The organism is Pseudorhodoferax aquiterrae (assembly GCF_014652235.1).
In the GTDB taxonomy this organism is placed as follows: domain Bacteria; phylum Pseudomonadota; class Gammaproteobacteria; order Burkholderiales; family Burkholderiaceae_C; genus Pseudorhodoferax; species Pseudorhodoferax aquiterrae.
Map to the genome: position 1 here is coordinate 156,198 of NZ_BMYK01000001.1, position 22,580 is coordinate 178,777.

The 22,580-nt window shown below is 67.0% G+C and carries 20 protein-coding genes; 14 read left to right on the forward strand and 6 right to left on the reverse strand.

Going from position 1 to position 22,580, the window contains the following annotated elements; genetic code table 11:
- Window positions 1-2: 2 nt before the first annotated feature.
- Genes IE209_RS00730 through pilB form a run of 6 tightly spaced genes read right to left on the reverse strand, consistent with a single transcriptional unit; the run spans window position 3 to window position 5,531 of the window.
- A complete protein-coding gene (locus IE209_RS00730; protein ID WP_145544854.1) occupies window positions 3-206 on the reverse strand; it encodes a DNA gyrase inhibitor YacG in 204 nt (67 codons plus the stop codon).
- 4 nt (window positions 207-210) lie between these two features.
- Window positions 211-966 carry a cell division protein ZapD gene (gene zapD, locus IE209_RS00735; protein ID WP_189685123.1) on the reverse strand — a complete coding sequence of 252 codons (756 nt, stop codon included), beginning with the start codon at window positions 964-966 and terminating at the stop codon, window positions 211-213.
- 25 nt (window positions 967-991) lie between these two features.
- Window positions 992-1,591 (reverse strand): dephospho-CoA kinase, encoded by a 600-nt coding sequence (gene coaE / locus IE209_RS00740; protein ID WP_189685124.1) that lies wholly within the window; start codon window positions 1,589-1,591, stop codon window positions 992-994.
- Window positions 1,592-1,594: 3 nt separating this feature from the next.
- Entirely contained in the window at window positions 1,595-2,557 is a 963-nt protein-coding gene (locus IE209_RS00745; protein ID WP_189685125.1) for a prepilin peptidase, read from the reverse strand.
- On the reverse strand, window positions 2,557-3,774 hold the full coding sequence (locus tag IE209_RS00750) for a type II secretion system F family protein (protein ID WP_189685126.1): 1,218 nt from the start codon (window positions 3,772-3,774) through the stop codon (window positions 2,557-2,559). Before IE209_RS00750 ends, IE209_RS00745 begins: the two co-directional genes overlap by 1 nt.
- 23 nt (window positions 3,775-3,797) lie before the next feature.
- Complete coding sequence (gene pilB / locus IE209_RS00755; protein WP_189685127.1) at window positions 3,798-5,531, reverse strand: type IV-A pilus assembly ATPase PilB; 1,734 nt, start codon at window positions 5,529-5,531, stop codon at window positions 3,798-3,800.
- A 157-nt stretch (window positions 5,532-5,688) separates the two neighbouring features.
- On the opposite strand from pilB, the gene IE209_RS00760 reads away from it, so the two are divergent.
- The 14 genes from IE209_RS00760 to IE209_RS00825 all read left to right on the forward strand — a co-directional run bounded on the left by IE209_RS00760 (window position 5,689) and on the right by IE209_RS00825 (window position 22,576).
- Window positions 5,689-6,474: a PEP-CTERM/exosortase system-associated acyltransferase gene (locus tag IE209_RS00760; RefSeq protein ID WP_229882630.1), complete on the forward strand. Its 786-nt coding sequence runs from the start codon at window positions 5,689-5,691 to the stop codon at window positions 6,472-6,474.
- Window positions 6,471-7,478 (forward strand): NAD-dependent epimerase, encoded by a 1,008-nt coding sequence (locus IE209_RS00765; RefSeq protein ID WP_189685128.1) that lies wholly within the window; start codon window positions 6,471-6,473, stop codon window positions 7,476-7,478. The genes IE209_RS00760 and IE209_RS00765 overlap by 4 nt, the downstream gene beginning before the upstream one ends.
- Before the next feature lie 327 nt (window positions 7,479-7,805).
- Window positions 7,806-8,324, forward strand: coding sequence for an XrtA/PEP-CTERM system exopolysaccharide export protein (locus IE209_RS00770; protein WP_189685474.1), 519 nt, complete (start codon window positions 7,806-7,808; stop codon window positions 8,322-8,324).
- A 3-nt stretch (window positions 8,325-8,327) separates the two neighbouring features.
- On the forward strand, window positions 8,328-9,893 hold the full coding sequence (locus IE209_RS00775; protein WP_189685129.1) for an XrtA system polysaccharide chain length determinant: 1,566 nt from the start codon (window positions 8,328-8,330) through the stop codon (window positions 9,891-9,893).
- 7 nt (window positions 9,894-9,900) lie between these two features.
- Window positions 9,901-10,806 (forward strand): XrtA-associated tyrosine autokinase, encoded by a 906-nt coding sequence (locus IE209_RS00780; protein ID WP_189685130.1) that lies wholly within the window; start codon window positions 9,901-9,903, stop codon window positions 10,804-10,806.
- 75 nt (window positions 10,807-10,881) lie between these two features.
- On the forward strand, window positions 10,882-12,471 hold the full coding sequence (locus IE209_RS00785; RefSeq protein ID WP_189685131.1) for a TIGR03016 family PEP-CTERM system-associated outer membrane protein: 1,590 nt from the start codon (window positions 10,882-10,884) through the stop codon (window positions 12,469-12,471).
- Window positions 12,472-12,474: 3 nt separating this feature from the next.
- Window positions 12,475-13,557, forward strand: coding sequence for an XrtA/PEP-CTERM system-associated ATPase (locus IE209_RS00790; RefSeq protein WP_189685132.1), 1,083 nt, complete (start codon window positions 12,475-12,477; stop codon window positions 13,555-13,557).
- Window positions 13,554-14,411 (forward strand): XrtA system polysaccharide deacetylase, encoded by an 858-nt coding sequence (locus IE209_RS00795; protein WP_189685133.1) that lies wholly within the window; start codon window positions 13,554-13,556, stop codon window positions 14,409-14,411. The genes IE209_RS00790 and IE209_RS00795 overlap by 4 nt, the downstream gene beginning before the upstream one ends.
- Before the next feature lie 8 nt (window positions 14,412-14,419).
- Window positions 14,420-15,457 (forward strand): FemAB family XrtA/PEP-CTERM system-associated protein, encoded by a 1,038-nt coding sequence (locus IE209_RS00800; RefSeq protein ID WP_189685134.1) that lies wholly within the window; start codon window positions 14,420-14,422, stop codon window positions 15,455-15,457.
- A 6-nt stretch (window positions 15,458-15,463) separates the two neighbouring features.
- A complete protein-coding gene (locus IE209_RS00805) occupies window positions 15,464-16,690 on the forward strand; it encodes a TIGR03087 family PEP-CTERM/XrtA system glycosyltransferase (RefSeq protein ID WP_189685135.1) in 1,227 nt (408 codons plus the stop codon).
- A complete protein-coding gene (xrtA, locus tag IE209_RS00810; protein WP_189685136.1) occupies window positions 16,687-18,249 on the forward strand; it encodes an exosortase A in 1,563 nt (520 codons plus the stop codon). Before IE209_RS00805 ends, xrtA begins: the two co-directional genes overlap by 4 nt.
- A gap of 16 nt (window positions 18,250-18,265) precedes the next feature.
- A complete protein-coding gene (locus IE209_RS00815) occupies window positions 18,266-20,203 on the forward strand; it encodes an XrtA/PEP-CTERM system amidotransferase (protein ID WP_189685137.1) in 1,938 nt (645 codons plus the stop codon).
- 35 nt (window positions 20,204-20,238) lie between these two features.
- Window positions 20,239-21,441: a glycosyltransferase family 4 protein gene (locus IE209_RS00820; RefSeq protein ID WP_189685475.1), complete on the forward strand. Its 1,203-nt coding sequence runs from the start codon at window positions 20,239-20,241 to the stop codon at window positions 21,439-21,441.
- Window positions 21,431-22,576, forward strand: a complete 1,146-nt coding sequence (locus IE209_RS00825) for a TIGR03088 family PEP-CTERM/XrtA system glycosyltransferase (protein WP_189685138.1) — start codon at window positions 21,431-21,433, stop codon at window positions 22,574-22,576. The genes IE209_RS00820 and IE209_RS00825 overlap by 11 nt, the downstream gene beginning before the upstream one ends.
- Window positions 22,577-22,580: the final 4 nt, after the last annotated feature.

Sequence of the window (22,580 nt, forward strand, 5' to 3'; positions counted from 1 at the left end):
GGTTATTGAAGCCGGGGATCGCCGAAGGGCTGGTCGTCGGGCGGCGTCGGGTCGGGCACGGCGAAGCTTTCGCTGGCCCAGGCGCCGAAGTCCAGGTTCTTGCAGCGCTCGCTGCAGAACGGCCGGAACGCGTTGGTGGGCCCGTACAGGCTCTTGCCCTTGCAGGTCGGGCAGGTCACCCAGCGAGCCGATGGATCTGCTGCCATGGTTTCAGGCGCAGAGCGCGACTTCGAAGGCCGCATCGTCGTTGGCCTGGTGCAACTTGGCGTCTTCGCCCTGGCGCATCAGGCGCACCGACACCATGAGCCGGTTGCCGCTGATCTCGGGCACCAGGCCGAGCGACGGATCGATGCGCAGGCGCATCAGGTTGTAGGTGCGGCCCTGTGGCAGGTTCTGCTGGAACTGCCCGGCCAGGGCCATGACCTTCTGCGGCGCGCCCGAGTCGCGCAGCATCTTGAGCAGGTGCTGGATGGATTCGGCCAGCGGCGCCAGCGTGGTGCTCCACCCGGCGATGGCCTGGCGGCGCACCTCGGCGGGCTCGTGCTGCCAGGCGTAGTAGGCGGGCAGGTCGAAGCCACAGGTGCCGCCCGGGATGCTCACGCGGCTGCGCAGGCTCATGAGCCAGTCGTTCTCGGTCAGCGGTTGGCCGGCCTTGCCGGGCTGCTCGTGCAGGGCCGTGAAGCATTGCTCCAGCTGCCCGATCACGTCTTCGAGCACACGCTGGTCGATGGCGGGGTTCTCGCGGTAGGCCGCGAGCTGGCTCTTGTGACGCTCCAGGTCCTTGAGCACGTCGGACTTGAGGTCGGCGCGGGCCGCCACGTCCATGATCTCGAACAGCGTGACGAGCGCGAAGTGGTGGTCCACAGGATGCTCGCGCGGCATCAGCTCGACCAGCCGGCGAAACAGGTGCTCCAGGCGCAGGTACGTGCGGACGCGTTCGTTGAAAGGGTACTCGTAAAGGATCACGCTCTGGACTTCCGTTCGCGGCCGATCATAGCCCGAAGGCCTCAGCGAACCGATGGACGGCATCCCGCAACGCGTCCAAGGAAATGCCGTCGTTGTAAATGATTGCGTCGGCCGCGGCCAGCCGTTGCGCGCGTGGCGCCTGGGCGGCCATGATGGCGCGCACGGCCTCTTCGGTCAGCCCGCTGCGGGCCATCACGCGCACGACCTGCGTCTCGGGCCGGCAGTCGACCACGAGCACGGCGTCGAGCAGGGCACGCCAGCGGCCCGACTCGACCAGCAGCGGAATGTCGTAGACCACGCAGCCGTGGCCGGCCTCGCGCGCCGCCTCCAGCTGCTGGCGGCCCAGCTCGCCCACGAGCGGGTGCACGATGGCTTCGAGCTGGCGCTTGGCGGCCGGATCGCGGAACGCCAGTTCGCGCATGCGGGCGCGGTCGAGCGCACCGTCGGCCGTGATCAATGCATCGCCGAACTGCGCGCGGAGGGGTGCGATGGCCGCGCCGCCCGGCGCGGTGACGCTGCGGGCGTTGGCGTCGGCATCGATCAGCGCGGCACCCCGTTCGACCAGCATGGCCGAGACCGTGCTCTTGCCGCTGCCGATGCCGCCGGTCAATCCGAGAGTCTTCATCGCTCAGCCGAATGGGAAGGCGAACGGTGCGATGTGCCGGACCTGGTCGGGCCCCAGCACCAGGCACAGCAGACCGGCGCCGGCCAGAAAGGGCCCGAACGCGATGGGCACGTCCTTGTGGGCGAGCCGGCCGCGCAACAGCAGGGCGCCGCCCAACAGCGCGCCGACGATGGACGACAGCAGCAGGATGGCCAGCAGGTGGTCTGCGCCCAGCCAGGCGCCCAGCGCCGCGAGCAGCTTGAAGTCACCGTAACCCATGCCTTCCCTGCCCGTGAGCAGGCGGTAGGCATGGAAGAAGCCCCACAGCACGAGGTAGCCGGCCGCAGCGCCCCAGACCGCGGCCGACAGCGGCACGGTCCAGCCCAGCGCGCTGGCCAGCAGACCGGCCCACAGCAGCAGGAAGTTCATCTGGTCGGGCAGCAGTTGCGTGTCCAGGTCGATCAGGAACTGGCACAGCAGCAGGGCGGCGAACAGCGCCCAGGCCGCCGCCACCGGGCCCAGGCCCCAGCGCCAGGCGCACAGCCCAAACAGCGCGCCGGTCGCCAGTTCGACGAGCGGATAGCGCCAGCCGATGCGCGTGCCGCAGGCCGAGCAGGCGCCACGCTGTGCGAGCCAGCTCAGCACGGGCAGGTTCTCGTACCAGCGGATCTGGTGACCACAGGCGCGGCAACGCGAGCGCGGCCGCACGAGGTCCAGCGGCGTCAGCGTGTCGAGTGCCTTGCCGGCAGCCTCGGCGCTGGCGTACAGATGGGCAGGCGGGGCGGTCTTGCCACCGAACACGAGGTCCCACAGCGAGGTGGGCACGCCCATCTGCGGGTCGGCGGCCATGAGGTTGTCGGCCGACTCGCGCAGCCAGCCGCGGTACATCATGGCGGGCACGCGGTACACCACCACGTTCAGGAAGCTGCCGATGAGCAGTCCCAGGACGCCGCCGAGCGCGGCATCCAGCCAGGCGATGGCGGGCATCAGACGACCTGGCCGAGCTTGAAGATCGGCAGGTACATCGCGATCACGATGCCGCCGATCAGCCCGCCCAGGAACACGATGATGATGGGCTCCATGAGGCTGGACAAGCCGGCCACCATGTCGTCCACCTCCTCCTCGTAGAAGTCGGCGGCCTTGCCCAGCATGTGGTCGATGGAGCCCGACTCCTCGCCGATGGCGCACATCTGCAGCACCATGCTGGGGAAGACCTTGGCGTTGGTCATGGCGGCCGTGAGGCTGGTGCCGACCGAGACCTCCTGCTGAATCCTCTCGGTGGCATCCGCGTAGACCGAATTGCCGGAGGCGCCGCCGACGGAATCCAGCGCCTCGACCAGCGGCACGCCGGCCGCGAACATGGTGGCCAGCGTGCGCGTCCAGCGTGCGATGCAGGACTTTTCGATCAGCACGCCGAAGACGGGGGCCTTGAGCAGCAGGCGGTCCATGACCTGCTGCACGCGCTCGTTGCGCTTCCAGGCCTGCATGAAGAAGTACAGGCCCCCGCCGATGCCGCCGAAGATCAGCCACCAGTACGAGACGAAGAACTCGCTGATGGCGATCACCAGCAGCGTGGGAGCAGGCAGATCGGCGCCGAAGGAGGAGAACACCTCCTTGAAGGCCGGGATCACGAAGATCATGATGACCGAGACCACGATGAAGGCCACGACGATGACCGAGATCGGGTACATCAGCGCCGATTTGATCTTGGACTTGATCGCCTCGGTCTTCTCCATGTAGGTGGCCAGCCGGTCCAGCAGCGCCTCCAGGATGCCGGCGGCCTCGCCCGCTTCGACGAGGTTGCAGTACAGGCTGTCGAAGTGCAGCGGGAACTTGCGGAAGGCTGCGCTCAGCGAGCTGCCGGTCTCCACGTCCATGCGCACGTCGTTGAGCAGCTTGGTCACGCTGGCGTTGGCATTGCCGCGGCCCACGATGTCGAAGGCCTGCAGCAAGGGCACGCCGGCCTTCATCATGGTGGCCAGTTGGCGCGTGAAGATCGCGATGTCCTTGGGCTTGATGGACTTGCCGCCGCGCATGCGGCGCTTTTTGATCTTCGTGGGGAACACACCCTGGCGGCGCAGCGAGGCCTGGACCTGGTTCTCGCCGGCCGCGCGGGTCTCGCCGCGCACCTGCTTGCCATTGCGGTCCTTGCCTTCCCATTCGAAGACGAATTCCTTGACGCCCCTGGAGACTGCGGTGGCCATAGATCCTCTCGGCGTCGGCCGTGCTATTCGTTGCTGACGGCCAGCACTTCCTCGAGCGAGGTGATGCCTTGCCGGACCTTCTGCAGTCCCGATTGCCGCAGCGAGCGCACGCCCTCGCGCTTGGCTTGCCGGTCGATGTCCAGCGCGCTGCCGTCGGCCAGGATGATCTGCTGGATCGCCTCGCTGATGGGCATGACCTGGTAGATGCCGACGCGGCCCTTGTAGCCGTTGTTGCACTGGTTGCAGCCCACCGGATGGTAGGGCTTCCAGCTGCCGTCCAGGTCGCTTTCCTCGTAGCCTGACTGCAGCAAGGTCTCGCGCGGGATCTCCACCGGCTGCTTGCAGTTGTTGCACAGCCGGCGCGCCAGCCGCTGCGCGGTGATCAGGATCACGCTGGAGGCGATGTTGAACGGCGCGATGCCCATGTTGCGCATGCGCGTGAGCGTGGTCGGCGCGTCGTTGGTGTGCAGCGTGGACAGCACGAGGTGACCGGTCTGCGCGGCCTTGATCGCGATGTCGGCGGTTTCCAGGTCGCGGATTTCGCCGACCATGATGATGTCCGGGTCCTGCCGCAGGAAGGATTTCAGTGCAGCGGCGAAGGTCAGGCCCGCTTTCTCGTTGACGTTGACCTGGTTGACGCCCGGCAAGTTGATTTCCGAGGGGTCTTCGGCCGTGGCGATGTTGACGCCGGGCTTGTTCAGCAAATTCAGACAGGTGTACAGCGACACCGTCTTGCCCGAGCCGGTCGGGCCGGTGACCAGGATCATGCCGTAGGGGCGGCCGATGGCGTGCATGAGTCGCGCCTTCTCCTCGGCGTCGTAGCCCAGCGCGTCGATGCCCAGCTTGGCGCTGCTCGGGTCCAGGATCCGGATCACGATCTTCTCGCCGAACAGCGTGGGCAGCGTGCTGACGCGGAAGTCGATCACGCGGTCCGGGCCGATCTTGAGCTTCATGCGGCCGTCCTGCGGCACGCGCTTCTCGGAGATGTCCAGCCGCGAGATCACCTTGATGCGCGAGGCGAGCTTGTCCTTGATGGCCACCGGCGGAGAGGCGATCTCGCGCAACTCGCCGTCGATGCGAAAGCGCACGCGGTAGTTGTGCTCGTAGGGCTCGAAATGCAGGTCGGACGCGCGCATGCCGAAGGCATCGAGCAGCATCTTGTGCAGGAACTTGACGACCGGGGCGTCCTCGACCTCGGACTGCGCTGCCGTGTCGGCGGTTTCGGTCGCGGCGGCCACGCTGGCCTCGTCGAACTCGAAGTCGCCGCCGACCAGGCTCTGCATCGACGTGTCGACACGGCCGACGCCGGACTCCAGCATGCGCGAGATCTTGTCGTACTCGGCGATGACCCAGTCGACCACCAGCTGGGTGGCGAACTTGATCTTCTCGGCGGCTTCCTGGTCCGACGGGTCGGCGGTGGCCACGGCCAGGCGGTTGCCGCGCCTGGACAGGGGCACGACCCGGTAGGCGTGGCAGATCTTCGCGTCCAGCAAATCCTTGGGCAGGCGCTGCACGTCCAGCGCATCCAGGTCGAGCACCGGTGCGCCGAAGGCCGACGACATGGTGTGGGCCAGGTCGAAAGGCGACACCGCGCCGGAGCCAGTCAGCTCGGCGATGAAGCTGGTGCGCCCGGTTTGCGCCTTGCGGTAGATCTCCTCGGCAGCCTTCTGCCCCAGCTTCCCCGCGGCGATCAGCGCCCTGCCTAGTCCAGGCAGGGCCACAGCGGAAGGGTTTTTTGCCGAGTCGACTGCAGCCATATCCTCAAAATGTAGCAAAAGCCCAACCGTTCAGATGCATCTTCGTCGTGAGGATTTGTGCTGTAGGCGAGCACTGTTGCCGGCTAACCTCACCATTTTGTGAACGAGTCAATGGTTTTTGGCGGTCGTCGCGGTCCCAGGGGGTGAGGTGGTCGCTATGCTCGGCGTCTGCCGCCGCCCGCACCCGGAGACTTCGATGTCCAGACTCAACCTCGCCGAGAACTTCAACCGCTTCTTCACCGTCGCACCGGCGCTGGCGGAGAAGGATAAGAACGACGTCTTTTTCATCCGCCACGACGTCTATGCGCGCGAGCTGGGTTTCGAACCGGTTCGGCCGGACCAGCGCGAGACCGATGCCTACGACGTACGGTCCATGCACTGCCTGATGCGCACGGCCGAAAACTCCCCGCGCCTGGTGGGCTGCGCGCGCGTGATCCTGACCGATCCGGCCGCGCCGGACTCCCTGTTGCCGTTCGAGAAATCCTGTCGCGATTCCCTGTTCCGCGACAAGATCGATCCGTCGCGCCTGCCGCGCGACCGGATTGCCGAGGTCTCGCGGCTGGCCGTGCTGTCGGACTTCCGGCGCCGTCGTGGCGAGGACCACAAGGAGGTGGCGCTGGACGTGAGCGACTTCGGCGATGCGCAGCAGCCTCGCTTCCCGTACATCCCGGTCGGCCTGTACATGGCGTCCGTGCTGATCGCCCAACGCCACAACATCGAATACCTCTTCACCTTGACGGAGCCGCGGCTGGCCGAGCACTTCGCCAAGCTGGGCGTGCAGATCGTGCCGATCGGGGCGCCGGTGGAGCACCGGGGAACGCGCGTGCCGTCCTTGATCCATGCCGCCACCGTGGAGGCCGGGCTGCGCCTGATGATCCGCCCTCTGTGGAAAGCCATCGAGGCACAACTGGACAGCGCCTATGCGCAAGGAGGTCAGGCGTGAAGGTTCTGGTGACGGGGGCGGCGGGCTTCATCGGCATGCACGTGACGCAGCGCCTGCTGGCGCGGGGCGACGAGGTCGTGGGTCTGGACAACCTGAACGACTACTACGACGTGTCGCTCAAGGAGAGCCGCCTCGAACTGTTGCAGCACCAGCCCGGTTTCCGCTTCGTACGCCTGGACGTGGCCGACCGCGAGGGCATCGCATCCCTCTTCGCGCAACACGGTTTCGACATGGTCGTCCATCTGGCCGCGCAGGCCGGCGTGCGCTACTCGCTGCGCAACCCGCACGCGTACGTGGACAGCAACCTGGTCGGCTTCGTCAACATGCTGGAGGGCTGCCGCCACCACCAGGTGCGCCATCTGGTCTATGCCTCAAGTTCCAGCGTGTATGGCGGCAACACGAAGATGCCGTTCGCCGAGGGCGATGCGGTGGACCATCCCGTCAGCCTGTACGCCGCCACCAAGAAGGCCAACGAATTGATGGCCCATACCTACAGCCATCTCTATGGCTTGCCCACGACGGGCTTGCGCTTCTTCACCGTGTACGGGCCCTGGGGGCGGCCCGACATGGCGCTGTTCCTGTTCACCAAGGCCATCCTCGAACAGCGGCCCATCGAGGTCTACAACTTCGGGCAGATGCAACGCGACTTCACCTATGTCGACGATGTGGCCGATGGCGTGGTGCGGGTACTCGACCGGCCAGCCAGCCCGGATGCCACGTTCAATGCCGCGCGGCCGAATCCGGCTACCAGCCATGCGCCCTACCGGGTCTTCAATATCGGCAACCGCAATCCCGTGCCCTTGCTGGATTTCATCGGCTGCATCGAGCAGGCGCTGGGCAAGACGGCGGAGAAGCGCCTGCTGCCGCTGCAGGATGGCGATGTGCTCGCGACCTACGCCGACGTGCAGGCCCTGGGCGACTGGGTGGGGGCGGTGCCGGCAACGCCGCTGGAGCAGGGCATCGCCAGCTTCGTGGCCTGGTACCGCAGCTACTACCGCGTTTGAGCCGTTCGGGCGGTGCACCCACCGACCGGCACCACATTTCCTGGCACTTATGTGCATTTGTCGCGCCAATCGGGCGCGCGGCGCGTAGAGAATCGCAGGCTTCGCCGCTGGTCATGGCCCTTGGCCCGCTGGCCGGAACGTCGCAATCGTGCAGGGGGAAGTGCGCTATAGTGCCCCGCTCGAAGAACTGTTGCCGAATACTGTAGGGGATTTGCCTTGAAAATTCATCACACTGCAATTCGAGGCTTGGTCAGCAAGCTTGGACTTTTCCTCGCGGCGATCATTCTCGTGGGATGTGCTTCCAATAAATATCCTGCGGCGCCAACGATGGCAGCATCGGGCGACTATAACTACATTATTGGGCCGGGTGATTCGCTCAATATCATCGTCTGGCGCAATCCTGAATTGTCGATGAATGTGCCGGTGCGGCCCGATGGCAAGATTTCCACGCCTCTGGTCGATGAATTGGTGGCCCAAGGCAAGAATTCCACCGAAATTGCGCGCGAAATTGAGCAGCTGCTTGGCAAGTTTGTGCGCGATCCGGTAGTGACCGTGATTGTCACCGCGTTCGTCGGTCCCTACAGCGAGCAGATTCGCGTGGTCGGCGAGGCGGCCAAGCCGCAGTTCCTGCCTTACAAGCAGAAGATGACGCTGTTGGATGTCATGATTGCCGTCGGCGGCCTGACGGATTTTGCCGACGGCAATGCGGCGACGATCCTGCGCACGTCCGAGGGTGGAAAGCAGTATTCCGTGCGTCTGCGTGATCTGGTCAAGCGTGGCGAGATTTCGAACAACGTCGAGATGAAGCCCGGCGATATTCTGGTGATTCCGCAAAGCTGGTTCTGATCGATGGATGAATTAGTCAACCAGATTTCCACGTTCGCCAAGGGCGCGTGGAAACACCGGTGGTGGGGATTGCTGGCGGCATGGATCGTTGCCATCGTCGGCTCGGCCGTGGTGCTGCGGATTCCGGATAAATACGAAGCGTCTGCCCGGATATTCGTCGATACCCAATCGATTCTGAAGCCGCTCATGTCGGGGCTGGCGGTGCAGCCCAATGTGAACCAGCAGGTCGTCATGCTGAGCCGCACGCTGATCAACCGGCCCAACGTCGAGAAGCTGGTCCGCATGGCCGATCTGGATCTCAACATCGATTCGCCGGCCGCCCGTGAGCGGCTCATCGATACCTTGATGGGAACGCTGGAAATCAGGGGCGCGGGACGCGACAACCTGTACACCATCACCTACCGCGACCCGGTGCCGCCCCGTGCGCAGAAAGTTGTGCAATCGCTGGTGTCGATCTTCGTGGAATCCAGTCTCGGTGATTCGCGCAAGGACACTGCGGCTGCGCAGAAGTTCATTTCCGAACAGATCCGCATGTATGAGACGCGTCTGGAAGAAGCAGAGACGCGTTTGAAAGAATTCCGCCTGCGCAACATCGAATTGCAATCCGCAGCGGGGCCGGACGTCGCCTCCCGCATCGGCGAGTTGGGCGCCCAGTACAACAGCGCCAAGCTCGAACTGGTGGAAGCCGAGCGCGCCCGCGATTCCGCCAAGCGCCAGCTCGACGCAGAGCGCGCGCAGGTGGCCAAGGCCGCCAAGAGCGGGGATGCCGAGCGCCTGTTCCCGACGCCGGAGATCGATGGCCGGCTGACCGAACAGAAGCGCAACCTCGACAACCTGCTGCAGCGCTATACGGAACAGCACCCCGACGTCGTGGCCACGCGCCGCTCGATCAAGGAGCTCGAAGAGCAGAAGAGCAAGGAAGTCGAGGCGTTGCGCAAGGCGGCCGTGTCCGACCCGATCACGGGCAACAACAGCAGCTTGGCGGTCCAGGAATTGGGACGTCTGCTGGCCCAGGCCGAGGTGCGGGTGGCATCGTTGAGTGCACGCGTGGCGGAGTTCGGTGCGCGCTACGCACGGGCGCAGGAGCAGGCCAAGACTGCGCCGCAGATCGAGGCCGAGTACGCCCAGCTGAACCGCGACTACGCGGTCAACAAGAAGAATTACGAGGACCTGGTGGCGCGGCGCGAATCCGCCTCCATGACGGGCAACCTGGATTCCGTCGCCGGGGTGGCGGATTTCCGCCTGATCGATCCGCCGCGCGTCTCGCAGCGCCCCGTGGCGCCCAACCGGTCCTTGCTGCTGGTCGGGGTCTTGGTCGCCTCTTTGGTCGTCGGTGTGGCGGCCGCGCTGGGCCTGAGCCAGCTGCGTCCCGTGTTCCACAACGCGCATGCATTGCGCAATGCTATCGCCTTGCCGCTTCTGGGCGTAGTCACGCTGGTCGTCAGCGACGAAGCCAGACGCAAGGAGCGCAGGAATCTTCTGAAGTTTGCGGCGGCTTCGGGCAGCTTGGTTGTGTGTTTCGCGCTGGGCATCGGCCTGATGGCCTTCATGGCCAGCAGGGCCGCGTGAGGATGGCATGAGTAGTCTGATCGAACAAGCGTCGCGGCGCCTGGAGCAGTTGCGTCAGGCAGGCGTGGCGGTGCCGGAGATCGTTGCCAACACGCCGGCTGCTGCTGCCGCGCCGGTGGTGCCCGAGCCCGTGGCTCCACCCCCGGCCCGCCCTGCCGTCGTTTCGCGCCAGGTGGAACTGGATCTGGATGCGCTGACGGCGGCCGGCTTCGTGAGCCCCAATGCGCCGCGCTCCCAGATCGCCGACCAGTACCGGGTGATCAAGCGGCCGCTCATCGCCAACGCCATGGGCAAGGGCTCCACGCCGGTGGCGAACGGCAACCTGATCATGGTCACGAGCGCCGTGGCCGGAGAGGGCAAGAGCTTCAACGCCCTGAACCTCGCGTTGAGCATCGCGACCGAGTTGAACAACACCGTCATGCTCGTGGACGCCGACGTGGCGCGCCCGTCGATCCTGCGCATGCTGGGCTTGCCGGCGAGCCGCGGCCTGCTCGACCTGCTGGTCGATGACAAGGCCGATCTGTCCCAGGTGCTGCTGCGGACCAACATCGACAAGCTGACCTTGTTGCCCAGTGGTACGCCGCATCCGCGCGCGACCGAATTGCTGGCCAGTGACGCGATGAACACGTTGATCGGCGACATCGCGCGGCGGTACTCGGACCGCATCGTCATCTTCGATTCGCCGCCGCTGTTGTTGACGACGGAGTCGCGCGTGCTGGCGACGCACATGGGCCAGATCGTGGTGGTCGTCCATGCGGAGAAGACCTTGCGCAACGACGTGCAGCATGCCCTGGCGACCATCGAATCGTGCCCCGTGAAGATGATGGTGTTGAACCAGGCCAAGGCGGGTGCCGGCGAGGGCTATGGCTACGGCGGTTACGGCCAGGGCTATGGCTACGGCTATGGCAGCTGAGGCTGGTCGTTGATGCGGCAAGGCCTTTCCCTGATGCAGTTTCGTCGTCCACCTTTCACGCGGGAAAGTGGGCTGGTGCAGGCCCTGGTCATGGCAGGGCTGTTCGGTGCGGCGTCGGTCGCACATGGGCAAGCTGCCTCCAACGGGCTGTCGTCGGCGGCACCGGAGCCTTTGTCGGCGCGGCAGACACCGGCCGCCGCGGGTGATGGGCAGAACGACCGCCGGCAGATGTCGCTGGTCCCCCGCGTTTCTGTGGAAGGGACCTGGACCGACAACGTGCGCGCGCGTGGAGGCGTGGACAAGGTCGCGGACTTCGTGACCTCGGTGAGCCCGGGCCTGCGTTTCACGGCCGAGGGCGATCGCCTGAAAGCCAGTGTCGACTATTCGCTCACGCGGCAACTGCACGCACGCGAGCGGTCGCTGGACCGCAACCAGAATGCGCTGCGGGCGCTGGGCAGCATGGAGGTGGTGGACAACTTCGCCTTCGTCGATTTCACCGGCAACATCTCGCAGCAGACGATCTCGGCCTTCGGCACGCGCTCTGACAGCAATGTCATCGACAACTCGAACCGGACAGAAGCGGCGCTGTACCGGGTGTCGCCTTACGTGCGCGGCCGGTTCGGCGACTGGTCCCAGTACGAGCTGCGCTACGGACGCACCGCTTCCCGGACCAAGTCGGATCTGGTGGCGGCCGACTACGACCTCGACGATCTGTCCCTGCGCCTGGCGAGCACCAGCCAGCAGCGCGTCATCGGCTGGTCGCTCGATGCCAACCACCAGAAGCAGGTCTATTCCTCGGGCCGCTTGTACGAATCCGACCGGGTGCGCGCGTTCCTGACGCATCCGTTCACGCCGCAACTGTCGGTGTCGGTGATCCCGGGTTGGGAGTCAAACAACTACGCCTCGCAGGACAAGGAAAGCCACGCCACGTTCGGTGGGCAGGTCCAGTGGGCATTGTCCGAGCGCACGCGATTGTCAGCCTTGGTGGAAAAGCGCTTCTTCGGCCGCGCCTACAACGTCAATTTCGAGCACCGCACGCAGCGCTCTGCCTGGCGCTTCTCCGATTCGCGCGATGCGAGTTCGACGCCGAGCCAAGCCGGCTCGTTCAGTGTCGGCACGCTGTACGACCTGTATTTCTTCCAGTTCACCTCGATCGAGCCCGATCCCGCGCGCCGTGCGCAGTTGGTCAATTCCTTTCTGCTCGCCAACGGGCTGGATGGCAATACCAGCATCGATCTCGGCTTCCTGAGTTCGTCCGTGACGCTGACGCGGCGCCGGGATGCATCGTTTACCTTGATCGGCCTGCGTGACACCTTGAGTTTTTCGGTGTCGCAATCCGAGACCAGCCGCCTGCGGCAGGTCACTGCCGACACCGGCGAGGACCTCGGCAACTCGAACTATGTGCGCCAACACGGCCTGAGCGTCGTCTACTCGCGCCGCCTGACACCGCAGTCCTCGCTGAGCGTCATCGGCTCGATGTCGCGGGCGGCCGGTGAGCAGGGCAGTGCGCAGACGCGCGACCTGCAGTCGCTCAACATCAGCCTGTCGACCAAGCTCGGGCCGCACACGACAGGGACGCTGGGCCTGCGCCGGACGGTCTCCACCGGCAGCCTGTCCTCCTACTCCGAATCCGCGCTGCGTGGCGGGATCAGCCTGCAGTTCTGACTGATGTATGAAGCCTATTACGGCTTGAGCGGCAAACCGTTCCAGCTCAACCCCGACCCCAGTTTCTATTTCGCCAGCAAGCAGCACCGGCGCGCCAAGGCCTATCTGGACTACGGCGTGCTGCGCAACGAGGGCTTCATCGTCATCACCGGCGAGATCGGCGCCGGCAAGACCACCATCGTGCGCGGACTGCTGGACAGTCTGGACCCGAGCAAGGTCGTCGCCGGCAACGTGGTCAGCACCCAGCTGGAGGCCGAAGACACCTTGCGCATGGTGGCTGCGGCGTTCGGCGTGCGCACCAAGGACGCGAGCAAGGCCGATCTGCTGATGGCCCTGGAGGCCTTCCTGGTCGGCCAGACCGTGCAGGGCAAGCGCTGCCTGCTCATCGTGGACGAGGCGCAGAACCTCACGCAGTCCGCGGTGGAGGAGCTGCGCATGCTGTCGAACTTCCAGTTCGGCAACCAGGCGCTGCTGCAGAGCTTTCTGGTCGGCCAGCCGGAGTTCCGCGACATCCTGCAGCATCCGCAGATGCAGCAGCTGCGCCAGCGCGTGATCGCAGCCTGCCACATCGGCCCGCTGGACCAGGAAGAAACGCAGGGCTACATCGAGCACCGGCTCAAGTGCGCGGGCGGCACCGGGCGGCCGCATTTCGAGCCCGAGGCCTTCGTCGAGATCTTCAGCGCCAGCGGCGGCATTCCCCGGCGCATCAATGCGATCTGCGACCGCCTGCTGCTGCTGGGCTTCCTGAACGAAAAGGACACACTGAGCGCCGAAGATGTGAGCTCGGTGGCCAAGGAGATCCGCGAGGAATCCGGGCTGACCCAGTTGGGCGCGGCCCCGGCGGAGCGCAGCTGGTCGGTCGCACCGGTCGGCGACGAGGTCCTGGGTGGCCTGCAGTTCGATCCGGAGGCATTGGACGGCATGGAGACGCAGATCTCCAGCCTGGACCGCGAGCAGCAGGGCGACCGCCTGCAGCGCCTGGAACGCAGCTTGCTCCGCCTGGAGCGGATCAACCTGGAAGTGCTGGCGATGCTGAAGAAACTCGTCGTTGCCGCGCGCCGCGCAGGAGAGGACAAGACGCCATGAACGCCGCAACACCGATCACCAATGCGCTGACCATCGACGTGGAGGACTACTTCCAGGTCTCCGCGTTCGCCCCCTACATCCGCCGCGACGAGTGGGAGACGCGCGAATGCCGCGTCGAGCGCAATGTGCACCGCATCCTGGACATGCTGTCCGGGCATGGCGCCAAGGCCACCTTCTTCACGTTGGGCTGGATTGCGGAACGCTATCCCCAGCTGGTGCGCCGCATCGTCGCCGAAGGCCACGAACTGGCCAGCCACGGCTACGGCCACGAGCGTGCGAGCGACCAGAGCGAGCAGGACTTCCTGGCCGACATCCAGCGCGCCAAGCAGATCCTGGAAGACCTGGGCGGCGTGGCGGTGCGAGGCTACCGCGCTCCGAGCTTTTCGATCGGTACGCGCAACCTGTGGGCCTTCGATTGCCTGCAGGCGGCCGGCTACCAGTACAGCTCCAGCATCTACCCGATCCGGCACGACCACTACGGCATGCCGGATGCGCCGCGTTTCGCCCATTCCGTGCGCGAGGGCCTGCTCGAGATCCCGGTCACCACCGTGCGCATGCTCGAGCGGAACCTGCCGTCCAGCGGCGGCGGCTACTTCCGCCTGCTGCCCTACGGCCTGTCGCGCTGGATGCTTCGCCGCGTCAACGCGCAGGACCGCGAAGCCGCGATCTTCTATTTCCATCCCTGGGAAATCGATCCGGAGCAGCCGCGCGTGGCTGGCATCGATGCCAAGGCGCGGTTCCGCCATTACGTGAACATCGACCGCATGGAAGCGCGGCTGGACCGTCTGATGGGCGACTTCAAGTGGGGTCGCATGGACGAGATCTTCCTGCGTCCCGCGGCCACGCCAGCCTGAACGTTCCCATGCTGACCATCCACCGCTTGCAGCCCGGCGATGCCGAGGCATCCCGACGCTGGGACGCCTTCGTGCACCAGTGCCCCGAAGCCAGCTTCTTCCACCGTGCCGGCTGGCAGACCCTGCTGCGCGACATCTTTCGGCACGACAGCCATTTCCTCTACGCCGAAGACGACGGCGCCATTCGGGGCGTGCTGCCGCTGGGCCACGTCAAGAGCCGCTTGTTCGGCAATGCGCTGGTCAGCATGCCGTTCGGCGTCTATGGCGGTGTGGCGGCCAGCGATGCTGCGGCTGCAGAACTGCTGGAGCAGGAGGCGCAGAGCCTGGCCCGCAGGCTCGGTGTCGACCACCTGGAAATGCGCAACGTGCAGCGTCGGCACACCGATTGGCCGCTACAGGACCTCTATGTCACGTTCCGCAAGAGCATCGGCGCCGACGACGAAGCCAACATGCTGGCCATCCCGCGCAAGCAGCGCGCCATGGTGCGCAAGGGCATCAAGAACGGCCTGCAGAGCAGCATCGATCCCAACGTGGACCGCTTCTTCGCGCTCTATGCGGACAACGTGCACCGCCATGGCACGCCGGCCATGTCCAAGCGCTACTTCCAGGCGCTGCTGACCACCTTTGGCGAGGACTGCGAGGTGCTGACCGTCACCTCGCCCGAGGGCCGACCCCTCAGCAGTGTGCTGAGCTTCTACTTCCGTGACGAGGTGCTGCCCTATTACGCCGGCGACGACGAGGCCGCACGTGATCTGGCCGCCAACGACTTCAAGTACTGGGAGCTGATGCGCCATGCCGCGGCGCGCGGTGCGCGCGTGTTCGACTACGGCCGCAGCAAGCAGGGCACGGGTTCCTTCGCGTTCAAGAAAAACTGGGGATTCGAGCCGCAGCCGCTGCACTACGAGTACCAGCTGTACAAGCGTGACGCGGTTCCCCAGAACAACCCGTCCAACGCCAAGTACCAGTTCGTGATCCGCACCTGGCGCCGCCTGCCGCGCGCGCTGGTCAACTTCGTCGGCCCGCACATCGTGCGCAACCTGGGCTGAATGCCGATGGCCACGCTGCTGTACCTGGTGCACCGCATGCCTTACCCGCCCAACAAGGGCGACAAGGTGCGCTCGTACCATCTGCTGCGGCACCTGCAGCGCTCGCACCGCGTGCTGCTGGGCACCTTCATCGACGATCCGCAGGACGAAGCCCACCTGCCCGCGTTGCGCGCCATCTGCCCCGACCTGCATGTGGCGCTGCTGCAGCCGCGCCGGGCCAAGCTGCGCAGCCTGTCCGGCCTGCTGCGTGGCGAGGCGCTGACGCTGGCCTACTACCGCGATGCGGGCCTGGCGCGCTGGGTGCGCGAGACGCTGGCGGCCGAGACCGTGGACGCGACCGTGGTGTTCTCCTCGGCCATGGCGCAATACGCGCCGGAGAGCCTGCCGATGCTGGTGGATTTTGTCGATCTGGATTCGGCCAAGTGGACCCAGTACGCGGCTGCGCGCCCCTGGCCGATGTCCTGGCTGTACCGGCGCGAGGGCGAACGCCTGCTCGCGTTCGAGCGTGCCGTGGCCCAGCGTGCGCGGCGCGCGTTCTTCGTCACCCCACAGGAGACGGAGCTGTTCCGCAGCCAGGCGCAGGGCAGCGGCGCGAACGTCGAGCCGCTGTGCAATGGCGTGGACGCACAGTTCTTCTCGCCCGACCCGCAGTGCAGCTCGCCCTATGCGGCCGATGAGCTGCCGCTGGTGTTCACCGGCGCCATGGACTACTGGCCCAACATCGATGCCGTCACCTGGTTCTGCGCCGACATGCTGCCGGCACTGCGCCAGCGCTGGCCGCGCCTGCGCTTCTACATCGTCGGGCGCAACCCGGCGCCGGCCGTGAGCGCGTTGGCGTCCGAGGCCGTGACCGTGACCGGCACCGTGGACGACGTGCGCCCCTACCTGCAGCACGCCGCGCTGGTGGTGGCACCGCTGCGCGTGGCGCGCGGCATCCAGAACAAGATCCTCGAAGCCATGGCCATGGCCAAGGCCGTGGTGGCGACCGCCGAGTGCGCCCAGGCCATCGGTGCGCGCGCTGGCGTCGAAATGTTCCCGGCCGCCGATGCCTCTGCCTTCGTCGCCCAGGTCGAGACGCTGCTCGCCGATGCGCCGCAGGCGGCCGCCGCGGGCGCGGCGGCACGCGCCAAGGTGCTGGCCAGCTTCAGCTGGGACGCCCACCTCTCCGGCATCGACCGGCACCTACCCATCGCATCGGCCGCGACGGCCCCACCAGGACTGGTACCGACATGAGCGCCAGCATGGCTCCTTCTTCTTCTGCACCGGGCCTGCCCGCGCATTGGCGCCGGCCGTTGGCGCTGCTGATCCTGACGCTGCTGGCCCTGTTGCTGCTGTACCGCGAGACAGCCAGCGCCATGGTCGCCATCTGGCTGCGGTCGGACACCTATGCCCATGGCATTCTCGTGTTGCCCATCGTGCTGTGGCTGGTGTGGCGGCAACGGCACCGGCTGGCCGGCCTGGTGCCGGAGCCTAGCCCCATGGCCGTGGTGCTCATGCTGGGCGCGGCACTGCTGTGGTTGCTGGGCGACCTGGTGGCGGTCAACGCGGCGACGCAACTGGCGCTGACCATGCTCCTGGTGCTGGCCGTGCCGGCGGTGCTGGGCTGGCAGGTGGCCTGGGCCCTGCTGTTCCCGCTGTGCTTCATGTTCTTCGCCGTGCCCATCGGCGACTTCATGATGCCGCGCCTGATGGAGTGGACGGCCGATTTCACCGTGCTGGCCCTGCGCATGAGCGGCATCCCGGTGTACCGCGAAGGCCAGCAGTTCGTGATCCCATCGGGGCACTGGTCGGTGGTCGAGGCCTGCAGCGGCATCCGCTACCTGATCGCCTCGGTCACCGTCGGCGCGCTGTTCGCCTACCTGAACTACCGCTCGGCGCGCCGGCGCGCACTGTTCGTCCTGGTATCCATCCTGGTGCCCATCGTGGCGAACTGGCTGCGCGCCTACATCATCGTGATGCTGGGCCACTACTCGGGCAACACCATCGCCACCGGTGTCGACCACCTGATCTACGGCTGGCTGTTCTTCGGCATCGTCATCATGCTCATGTTCGCGATCGGCGCGCGCTGGGCCGAGCCTTCGCCCGACATGAAGCAGCCGCTGGTCGCCACCGGCGGCGCGGCCGGCCGGTTCCGCCCGGCCGTGCTGCTGGCATTGCTGCTGGTGGTGCTGGCGCCCCACGGTGTCGTCTGGGCGCTGGAGCACGCGCAGAACCACACACCGCCGCAGCTGGTGCTGCAGGGCGGGCTGCAAGGCGGCTGGCAGGCCGCGGAGCGTCCGTCGCCGGACTGGAAGCCCGCCTTCCAGAATCCTTCGGCCGAGCTGTTCCAGGGCGCCATCAAGGAGGGCCAGCCGGTCGGCCTGTACATCGGCTACTACCGCAGCCAGAACACCGAGCGCAAGCTGGTGTCCTCGTCGAACCAGCTCGTCACCTACTCCGACAAAGACTGGGCGGAAGTCGGCGCGGGCACGGCCAGCGCGCCCTGGCCCGGCGGCGCCGTGCCGGTGCGGCAGGCTGAGTTGCGCTCCTCGCTCGTGGGCAGCGCGGGCGCGGTGCGCTTGCTGGCCTGGCAGGTCTATTGGGTCAACGACCGCCTGGTCGCCGGCGACGCCATGGCCAAGGTCCAGGGTGCGCTGTCGCGTTTGCTCGGGCGCGGCGATGATTCGGCCGTGGTCGTGGTGTACACGCCGATCGGCGAGGCCGGCACGCGGGCGCAGGACGCCCTGGCGGCCTTCGTCCAGGCCAATGGCCAGGCCATCGAGGCCAGCCTGCAGCAGACGCGGCAGCGCTGAAGCGAGGAGCAGCAGCATGTGCGGAATCTCCGGCCTGTTCGACCTGCGCGGCACGCGCGGGTTCTCGCCCGCGCTCATGTCGGCCATCAACGACATCCAGTCCCACCGCGGTCCGGACGAGGCCGATCTGCATCTGGAGCCGGGACTGGCCATGGGCCACCGCCGGCTGTCGGTGATCGACCTGGCGACCGGCATCCAGCCGCAATTCAACGAGGACGGCTCGGTCGTCATCGTCTTCAACGGCGAGATCTACAACTACCGCGAACTGACCACCGAGCTCAAGGCGCTGGGCCATGTCTTCAAGACGCGCAGCGACACGGAGGTCATCGTGCACGCCTGGGAGGCCTGGGGCGAGGACTGCCTGCACCGGCTGCGCGGCATGTTCGCGTTCGGCCTGTGGGACCGCAACCAGCAGGTGCTGTTCCTCGCACGCGACCGCATGGGCGTCAAGCCCATGCACTACGCGCTGCTGCCGGACGGCAGCTTCGTGTTCGGGTCCGAGCTCAAGGTCATCACGGCCCATCCCGCGTTCGTGCGCAAGATCGACCCGCTGGCCGTCGAGGAGTACTTCGCGCTGGGCTACGTGGCCGATCCGCGCTGCATCTACGAAGGCGCCTTCAAGCTGCCGCCCGGCCACAAGCTGCTGCTGCGCCGCGGCATGGCGCGCATTCCCGCGCCACAGCCCTACTGGGACGTGCGCTTCACGCTGGACAACACCATCGGCCTGCAGGAGGCCCAGGCCGAGCTGCTGCAGCGCATCGACGAATCGGTGCGGCTGCGCCTGGTGGCGGACGTGCCCCTGGGCGCTTTCCTCTCGGGCGGCGTGGATTCCAGCGCCGTGGTGGCCTCCATGGCCCAGGTGGACGGCAGCCGCATCAAGACCTGCGCCATCGGTTTCGACGATCCGCGCTTCAACGAGTCGCAGTTCGCCCAGATGGTGGCCGAGCGCTATGGCACCGACCACAGCCTGGACATCGTCGGCAGCGACGACTTCGACCTGATCGACACGCTGGCCTGGCTCTACGACGAGCCCTTCGCCGACAGTTCCGCCGTGCCGACCTACCGGGTCTGCCAGATGGCGCGCCAGCATGTCACGGTGGCGCTGTCCGGCGATGGCGGTGACGAGAGCTTCGGCGGATACCGGCGCTACCGCCTGCACCTGGCCGAGGAGAAGGCGCGGCGCGCTTTGCCGCTGGGCCTGCGCCGGCCGCTGTTCGGCGCGCTGGGCTCCCTGTATCCCAAGGCCGACTGGGCCCCGCGCGTGTTCCGCGCCAAGACCACCTTCCAGGCCCTGGCCTTCGACTCGGCCCAGGCCTATCTGCACAGCGTGTCGGTGCTGCGTGCGGACGAGCGCGAGCGGCTGTACTCGGCCGGTTTCAAGCGCCAGCTGGGCGGCTACAGCGCGCTGGACATGTTCCGCATGCATGCCGAACGTGCCGGTACCGACGACCCGCTGGCCCTGGTGCAGTACCTGGACTACAAGACCTGGCTGGTCGGCGACATCAACACCAAGGTCGACCGTGCCGGCATGGCGCATTCGCTGGAGGTGCGCGAGCCGCTCATGGACCACCAGTTGATCGAGTGGCTGGCCACGCTGCCCAGTGCGCTCAAAATCCAGGGCCAGGAAGGCAAGTACCTGCTCAAGAAGGCGTTCGAGCCGCGCTTGCCGAACGACGTGCTGTACCGGCCCAAGATGGGCTTTTCGGTGCCGCTGGCGAGCTGGCTGCGCGGCCCGCTGGCCGAGCGCACGCGCGAGGCGTTGCTGGGCCAGCGCATGGCCGATGCCGGCTACTTCGATCCCGACCAGCTGCGCAACATGGTGCGCCAGCACCAGAGCGGCCAGCGCGATTTCTCGGCACCGCTGTGGACGCTGCTGATGTTCGAGGCCTTTCTGCGGCAACAGGAGCGGCGCCCCGTGGCCGAACAGGCCGCTGCGATCGGGGTGGCAGCTTGAGCGCTCTGCCGTCCGCAGATGCTGGGCAGGCGCCGCTGCGCATCCTGCTGTTCTCCAGCCTGTTTCCCAGCGCAGCCCGCCCGATCCATGGGATCTTCGTCGAGACGCGACTGCGCGAACTGCTCAAGACCGGTGCCGTGCAGGCCCGTGTGGTGGCGCCTGTTCCCTGGTTTCCGTCGCAGGGCCAGCGCTTCGGCGACTACGCCAAGTTCGCAGCGACGCCCCGCGTGGAAGAGCGCAACGGCATCGAGGTGCACCATCCGCGCTACCTGCTGCTGCCCAAGGTCGGCATGAGCAGTGCGCCGTTCGCCATGGCGCTCGGGGCGCTGAGGACCATCCGCCGGCTGCAGCGCGAGGGCTTCGACTTTGACCTCATCGACGCCCACTACTACTACCCCGATGGCGTCGCCGCCAGCCTGCTGGCGCGCTGGCTGGGCAAGCCCTTCGTCGTCACGGCACGCGGCACCGACCTGAACCTGATCCCCGACTATGCCGTGCCGCGCCGCCTGATCCAGGCCACGGAACGCGCCGCCAGCGCCTCCATCGGCGTCTGCCAGGCCTTGATGGACCGTCTGCAGGAACTCGGTGGGGACGCAAGCAAGCTGCACACCCTGCGCAACGGCGTGGATCTGCAGCGTTTCGTGCCCGAACCGCGCGCTGCCGCCCGCGCGCGCCTGCAGCTGCCGGCCGAGGGACGCATGCTGCTGTGCGTCGGCCACCTGATCGAACGCAAGGGCCAGTACCTCGCGATCGACGCGTTGGCTGCGCTGCCGGCCGATGTGCGCCTGGTGCTGGCCGGCGAGGGCCCCGACCGTGCCGCCCTGCAGCGGCAGGCGGAGCGGCTGGGTGTGCGCGAGCGTGTGCACTTCGCCGGCGTGGTGCCGCAAACCGAACTCAAGTGGTGGTACAGCGCCGCGGACGCCTTGGCCCTGTGTTCCAGCCGCGAAGGCTGGGCCAACGTGCTGTTGGAGGCCATGGCCTGCGGCACGCCCGTGATCGCCACCGACATCTGGGGCACGCCCGAGGTTGTGAGCCAGCCTGCTGCCGGCGTGTTGATGCCTGAGCGCAGCGGTGCCGGGCTCGTGGCGGCCTGGAACCAGTTGTTCGCGCAGTTGCCCGACCGCGCCGACACACGCCGCCATGCCGAGACCTTTTCCTGGGACGCGACCACCCAGGGCCAGTTGCAGCTGTTCCGCCAGATCCTGACTGCGCGAAAGGCGGGTGCACATGCCGCCTGAGCGCGCTCCGCTGCACATCGTGCATTTCGTCTACCGCTTCAGCATCGGTGGGCTGGAGAACGTGATCGTGCAGCTGATCAACCGCCTGCCCGCTGAGCGCTACCGCCATACCGTGGTGTCGCTGACCACCATCGACGACTTCCGCCAGCGCGTGGAGCGGACGGACGTGGACTTCATCGCATTGGACAAACCGGTCGGCCACGCAATCCCGCTGTACCGGCGCATCCACGCGCTGCTGCGCCGGCTGCGCCCCCATGTGCTGCACACCTGCAATCTGGCGGCGCTGGAGATCGTGCCGCTGGGCTGGCTGGCCCGCGTGCCGCTGCGCGTGCATGCCGAACACGGCTGGGACGCCCACGACCCGCACGGGCATAGCGTGCGCTACCGGCGCCTGCGCCGCGCTTACCGGCCGTTCGTGTCGCACTACGTCAGCGTGTCGCAGGACCTGGACGATTACCTGGCGCGCGCCATCGGCGTGCCCGCGCGGCGCCGTTCGCTGATTGCCAACGGCGTGGACACGGACCGCTTCGCCCCGGCCGCGGCGCCGGTGACCGCGGTGGCCGGCTGCCCCTTCGAGCCGGGCCGGCATTGGCTGATCGGCACCGTCGGCCGGCTGCAGACCGTGAAGAACCAGCCGGCCCTGGCCCGGGCCTTCGTGGCACTGTTGCAGGCCCGGCCCGACCTGGCCGACCGGGCCCGCCTGGTGTTCGTCGGCGACGGTCCGCTGGCGACCGAGATCGATGCCATCCTGTCCCGGGCCGGCCTGCGCGATCTGGCCTGGCTGGCCGGTGCGCGCAGCGACGTGCCGCAGGTGCTGCGCATGCTGGACTGCTTCGTGCTGCCCTCGCTGACCGAAGGCACCTCATGCACGCTGCAGGAGGCCATGGCCTGCGGCCTGCCCATCGTCGCCACCGCGGTCGGTGGCAATCCCGAGGTCGTGGCCGACGGTGCGACGGGCAGCCTGGTGCCCTCAGAGGACGACGCAGCCATGGCCCGGGCGCTGGCCGCCTACGCCGACGATGCCGTGCTGGCCCAGCGGCACGGGCAGGCGGCGCGCGACCAGGCGCAGGCCCGCTACGGCCTGGAGGCCATGGTGCGGCGTTACGACACCTTGTTCTCGGGCGCCGGTGCCTGAGTTT

Coding starts and splice junctions, on each gene's coding strand:
- IE209_RS00730 (WP_145544854.1), bottom strand. CDS start 206: ATGGCAGCAGATCCATCGGCTCGCTGGGTGACCTGCCCGACCTGCAAG.
- coaE (WP_189685124.1), bottom strand. CDS start 1,591: ATGAAGACTCTCGGATTGACCGGCGGCATCGGCAGCGGCAAGAGCACG.
- IE209_RS00745 (WP_189685125.1), bottom strand. CDS start 2,557: ATGCCCGCCATCGCCTGGCTGGATGCCGCGCTCGGCGGCGTCCTGGGA.
- IE209_RS00750 (WP_189685126.1), bottom strand. CDS start 3,774: ATGGCCACCGCAGTCTCCAGGGGCGTCAAGGAATTCGTCTTCGAATGG.
- pilB (WP_189685127.1), bottom strand. CDS start 5,531: ATGGCTGCAGTCGACTCGGCAAAAAACCCTTCCGCTGTGGCCCTGCCT.
- IE209_RS00760 (WP_229882630.1), top strand. CDS start 5,689: ATGCTCGGCGTCTGCCGCCGCCCGCACCCGGAGACTTCGATGTCCAGA.
- IE209_RS00770 (WP_189685474.1), top strand. CDS start 7,806: ATGGCAGCATCGGGCGACTATAACTACATTATTGGGCCGGGTGATTCG.
- IE209_RS00775 (WP_189685129.1), top strand. CDS start 8,328: ATGGATGAATTAGTCAACCAGATTTCCACGTTCGCCAAGGGCGCGTGG.
- IE209_RS00780 (WP_189685130.1), top strand. CDS start 9,901: ATGAGTAGTCTGATCGAACAAGCGTCGCGGCGCCTGGAGCAGTTGCGT.
- IE209_RS00790 (WP_189685132.1), top strand. CDS start 12,475: ATGTATGAAGCCTATTACGGCTTGAGCGGCAAACCGTTCCAGCTCAAC.
- IE209_RS00795 (WP_189685133.1), top strand. CDS start 13,554: ATGAACGCCGCAACACCGATCACCAATGCGCTGACCATCGACGTGGAG.
- IE209_RS00800 (WP_189685134.1), top strand. CDS start 14,420: ATGCTGACCATCCACCGCTTGCAGCCCGGCGATGCCGAGGCATCCCGA.
- IE209_RS00805 (WP_189685135.1), top strand. CDS start 15,464: ATGGCCACGCTGCTGTACCTGGTGCACCGCATGCCTTACCCGCCCAAC.
- xrtA (WP_189685136.1), top strand. CDS start 16,687: ATGAGCGCCAGCATGGCTCCTTCTTCTTCTGCACCGGGCCTGCCCGCG.
- IE209_RS00815 (WP_189685137.1), top strand. CDS start 18,266: ATGTGCGGAATCTCCGGCCTGTTCGACCTGCGCGGCACGCGCGGGTTC.
- IE209_RS00825 (WP_189685138.1), top strand. CDS start 21,431: ATGCCGCCTGAGCGCGCTCCGCTGCACATCGTGCATTTCGTCTACCGC.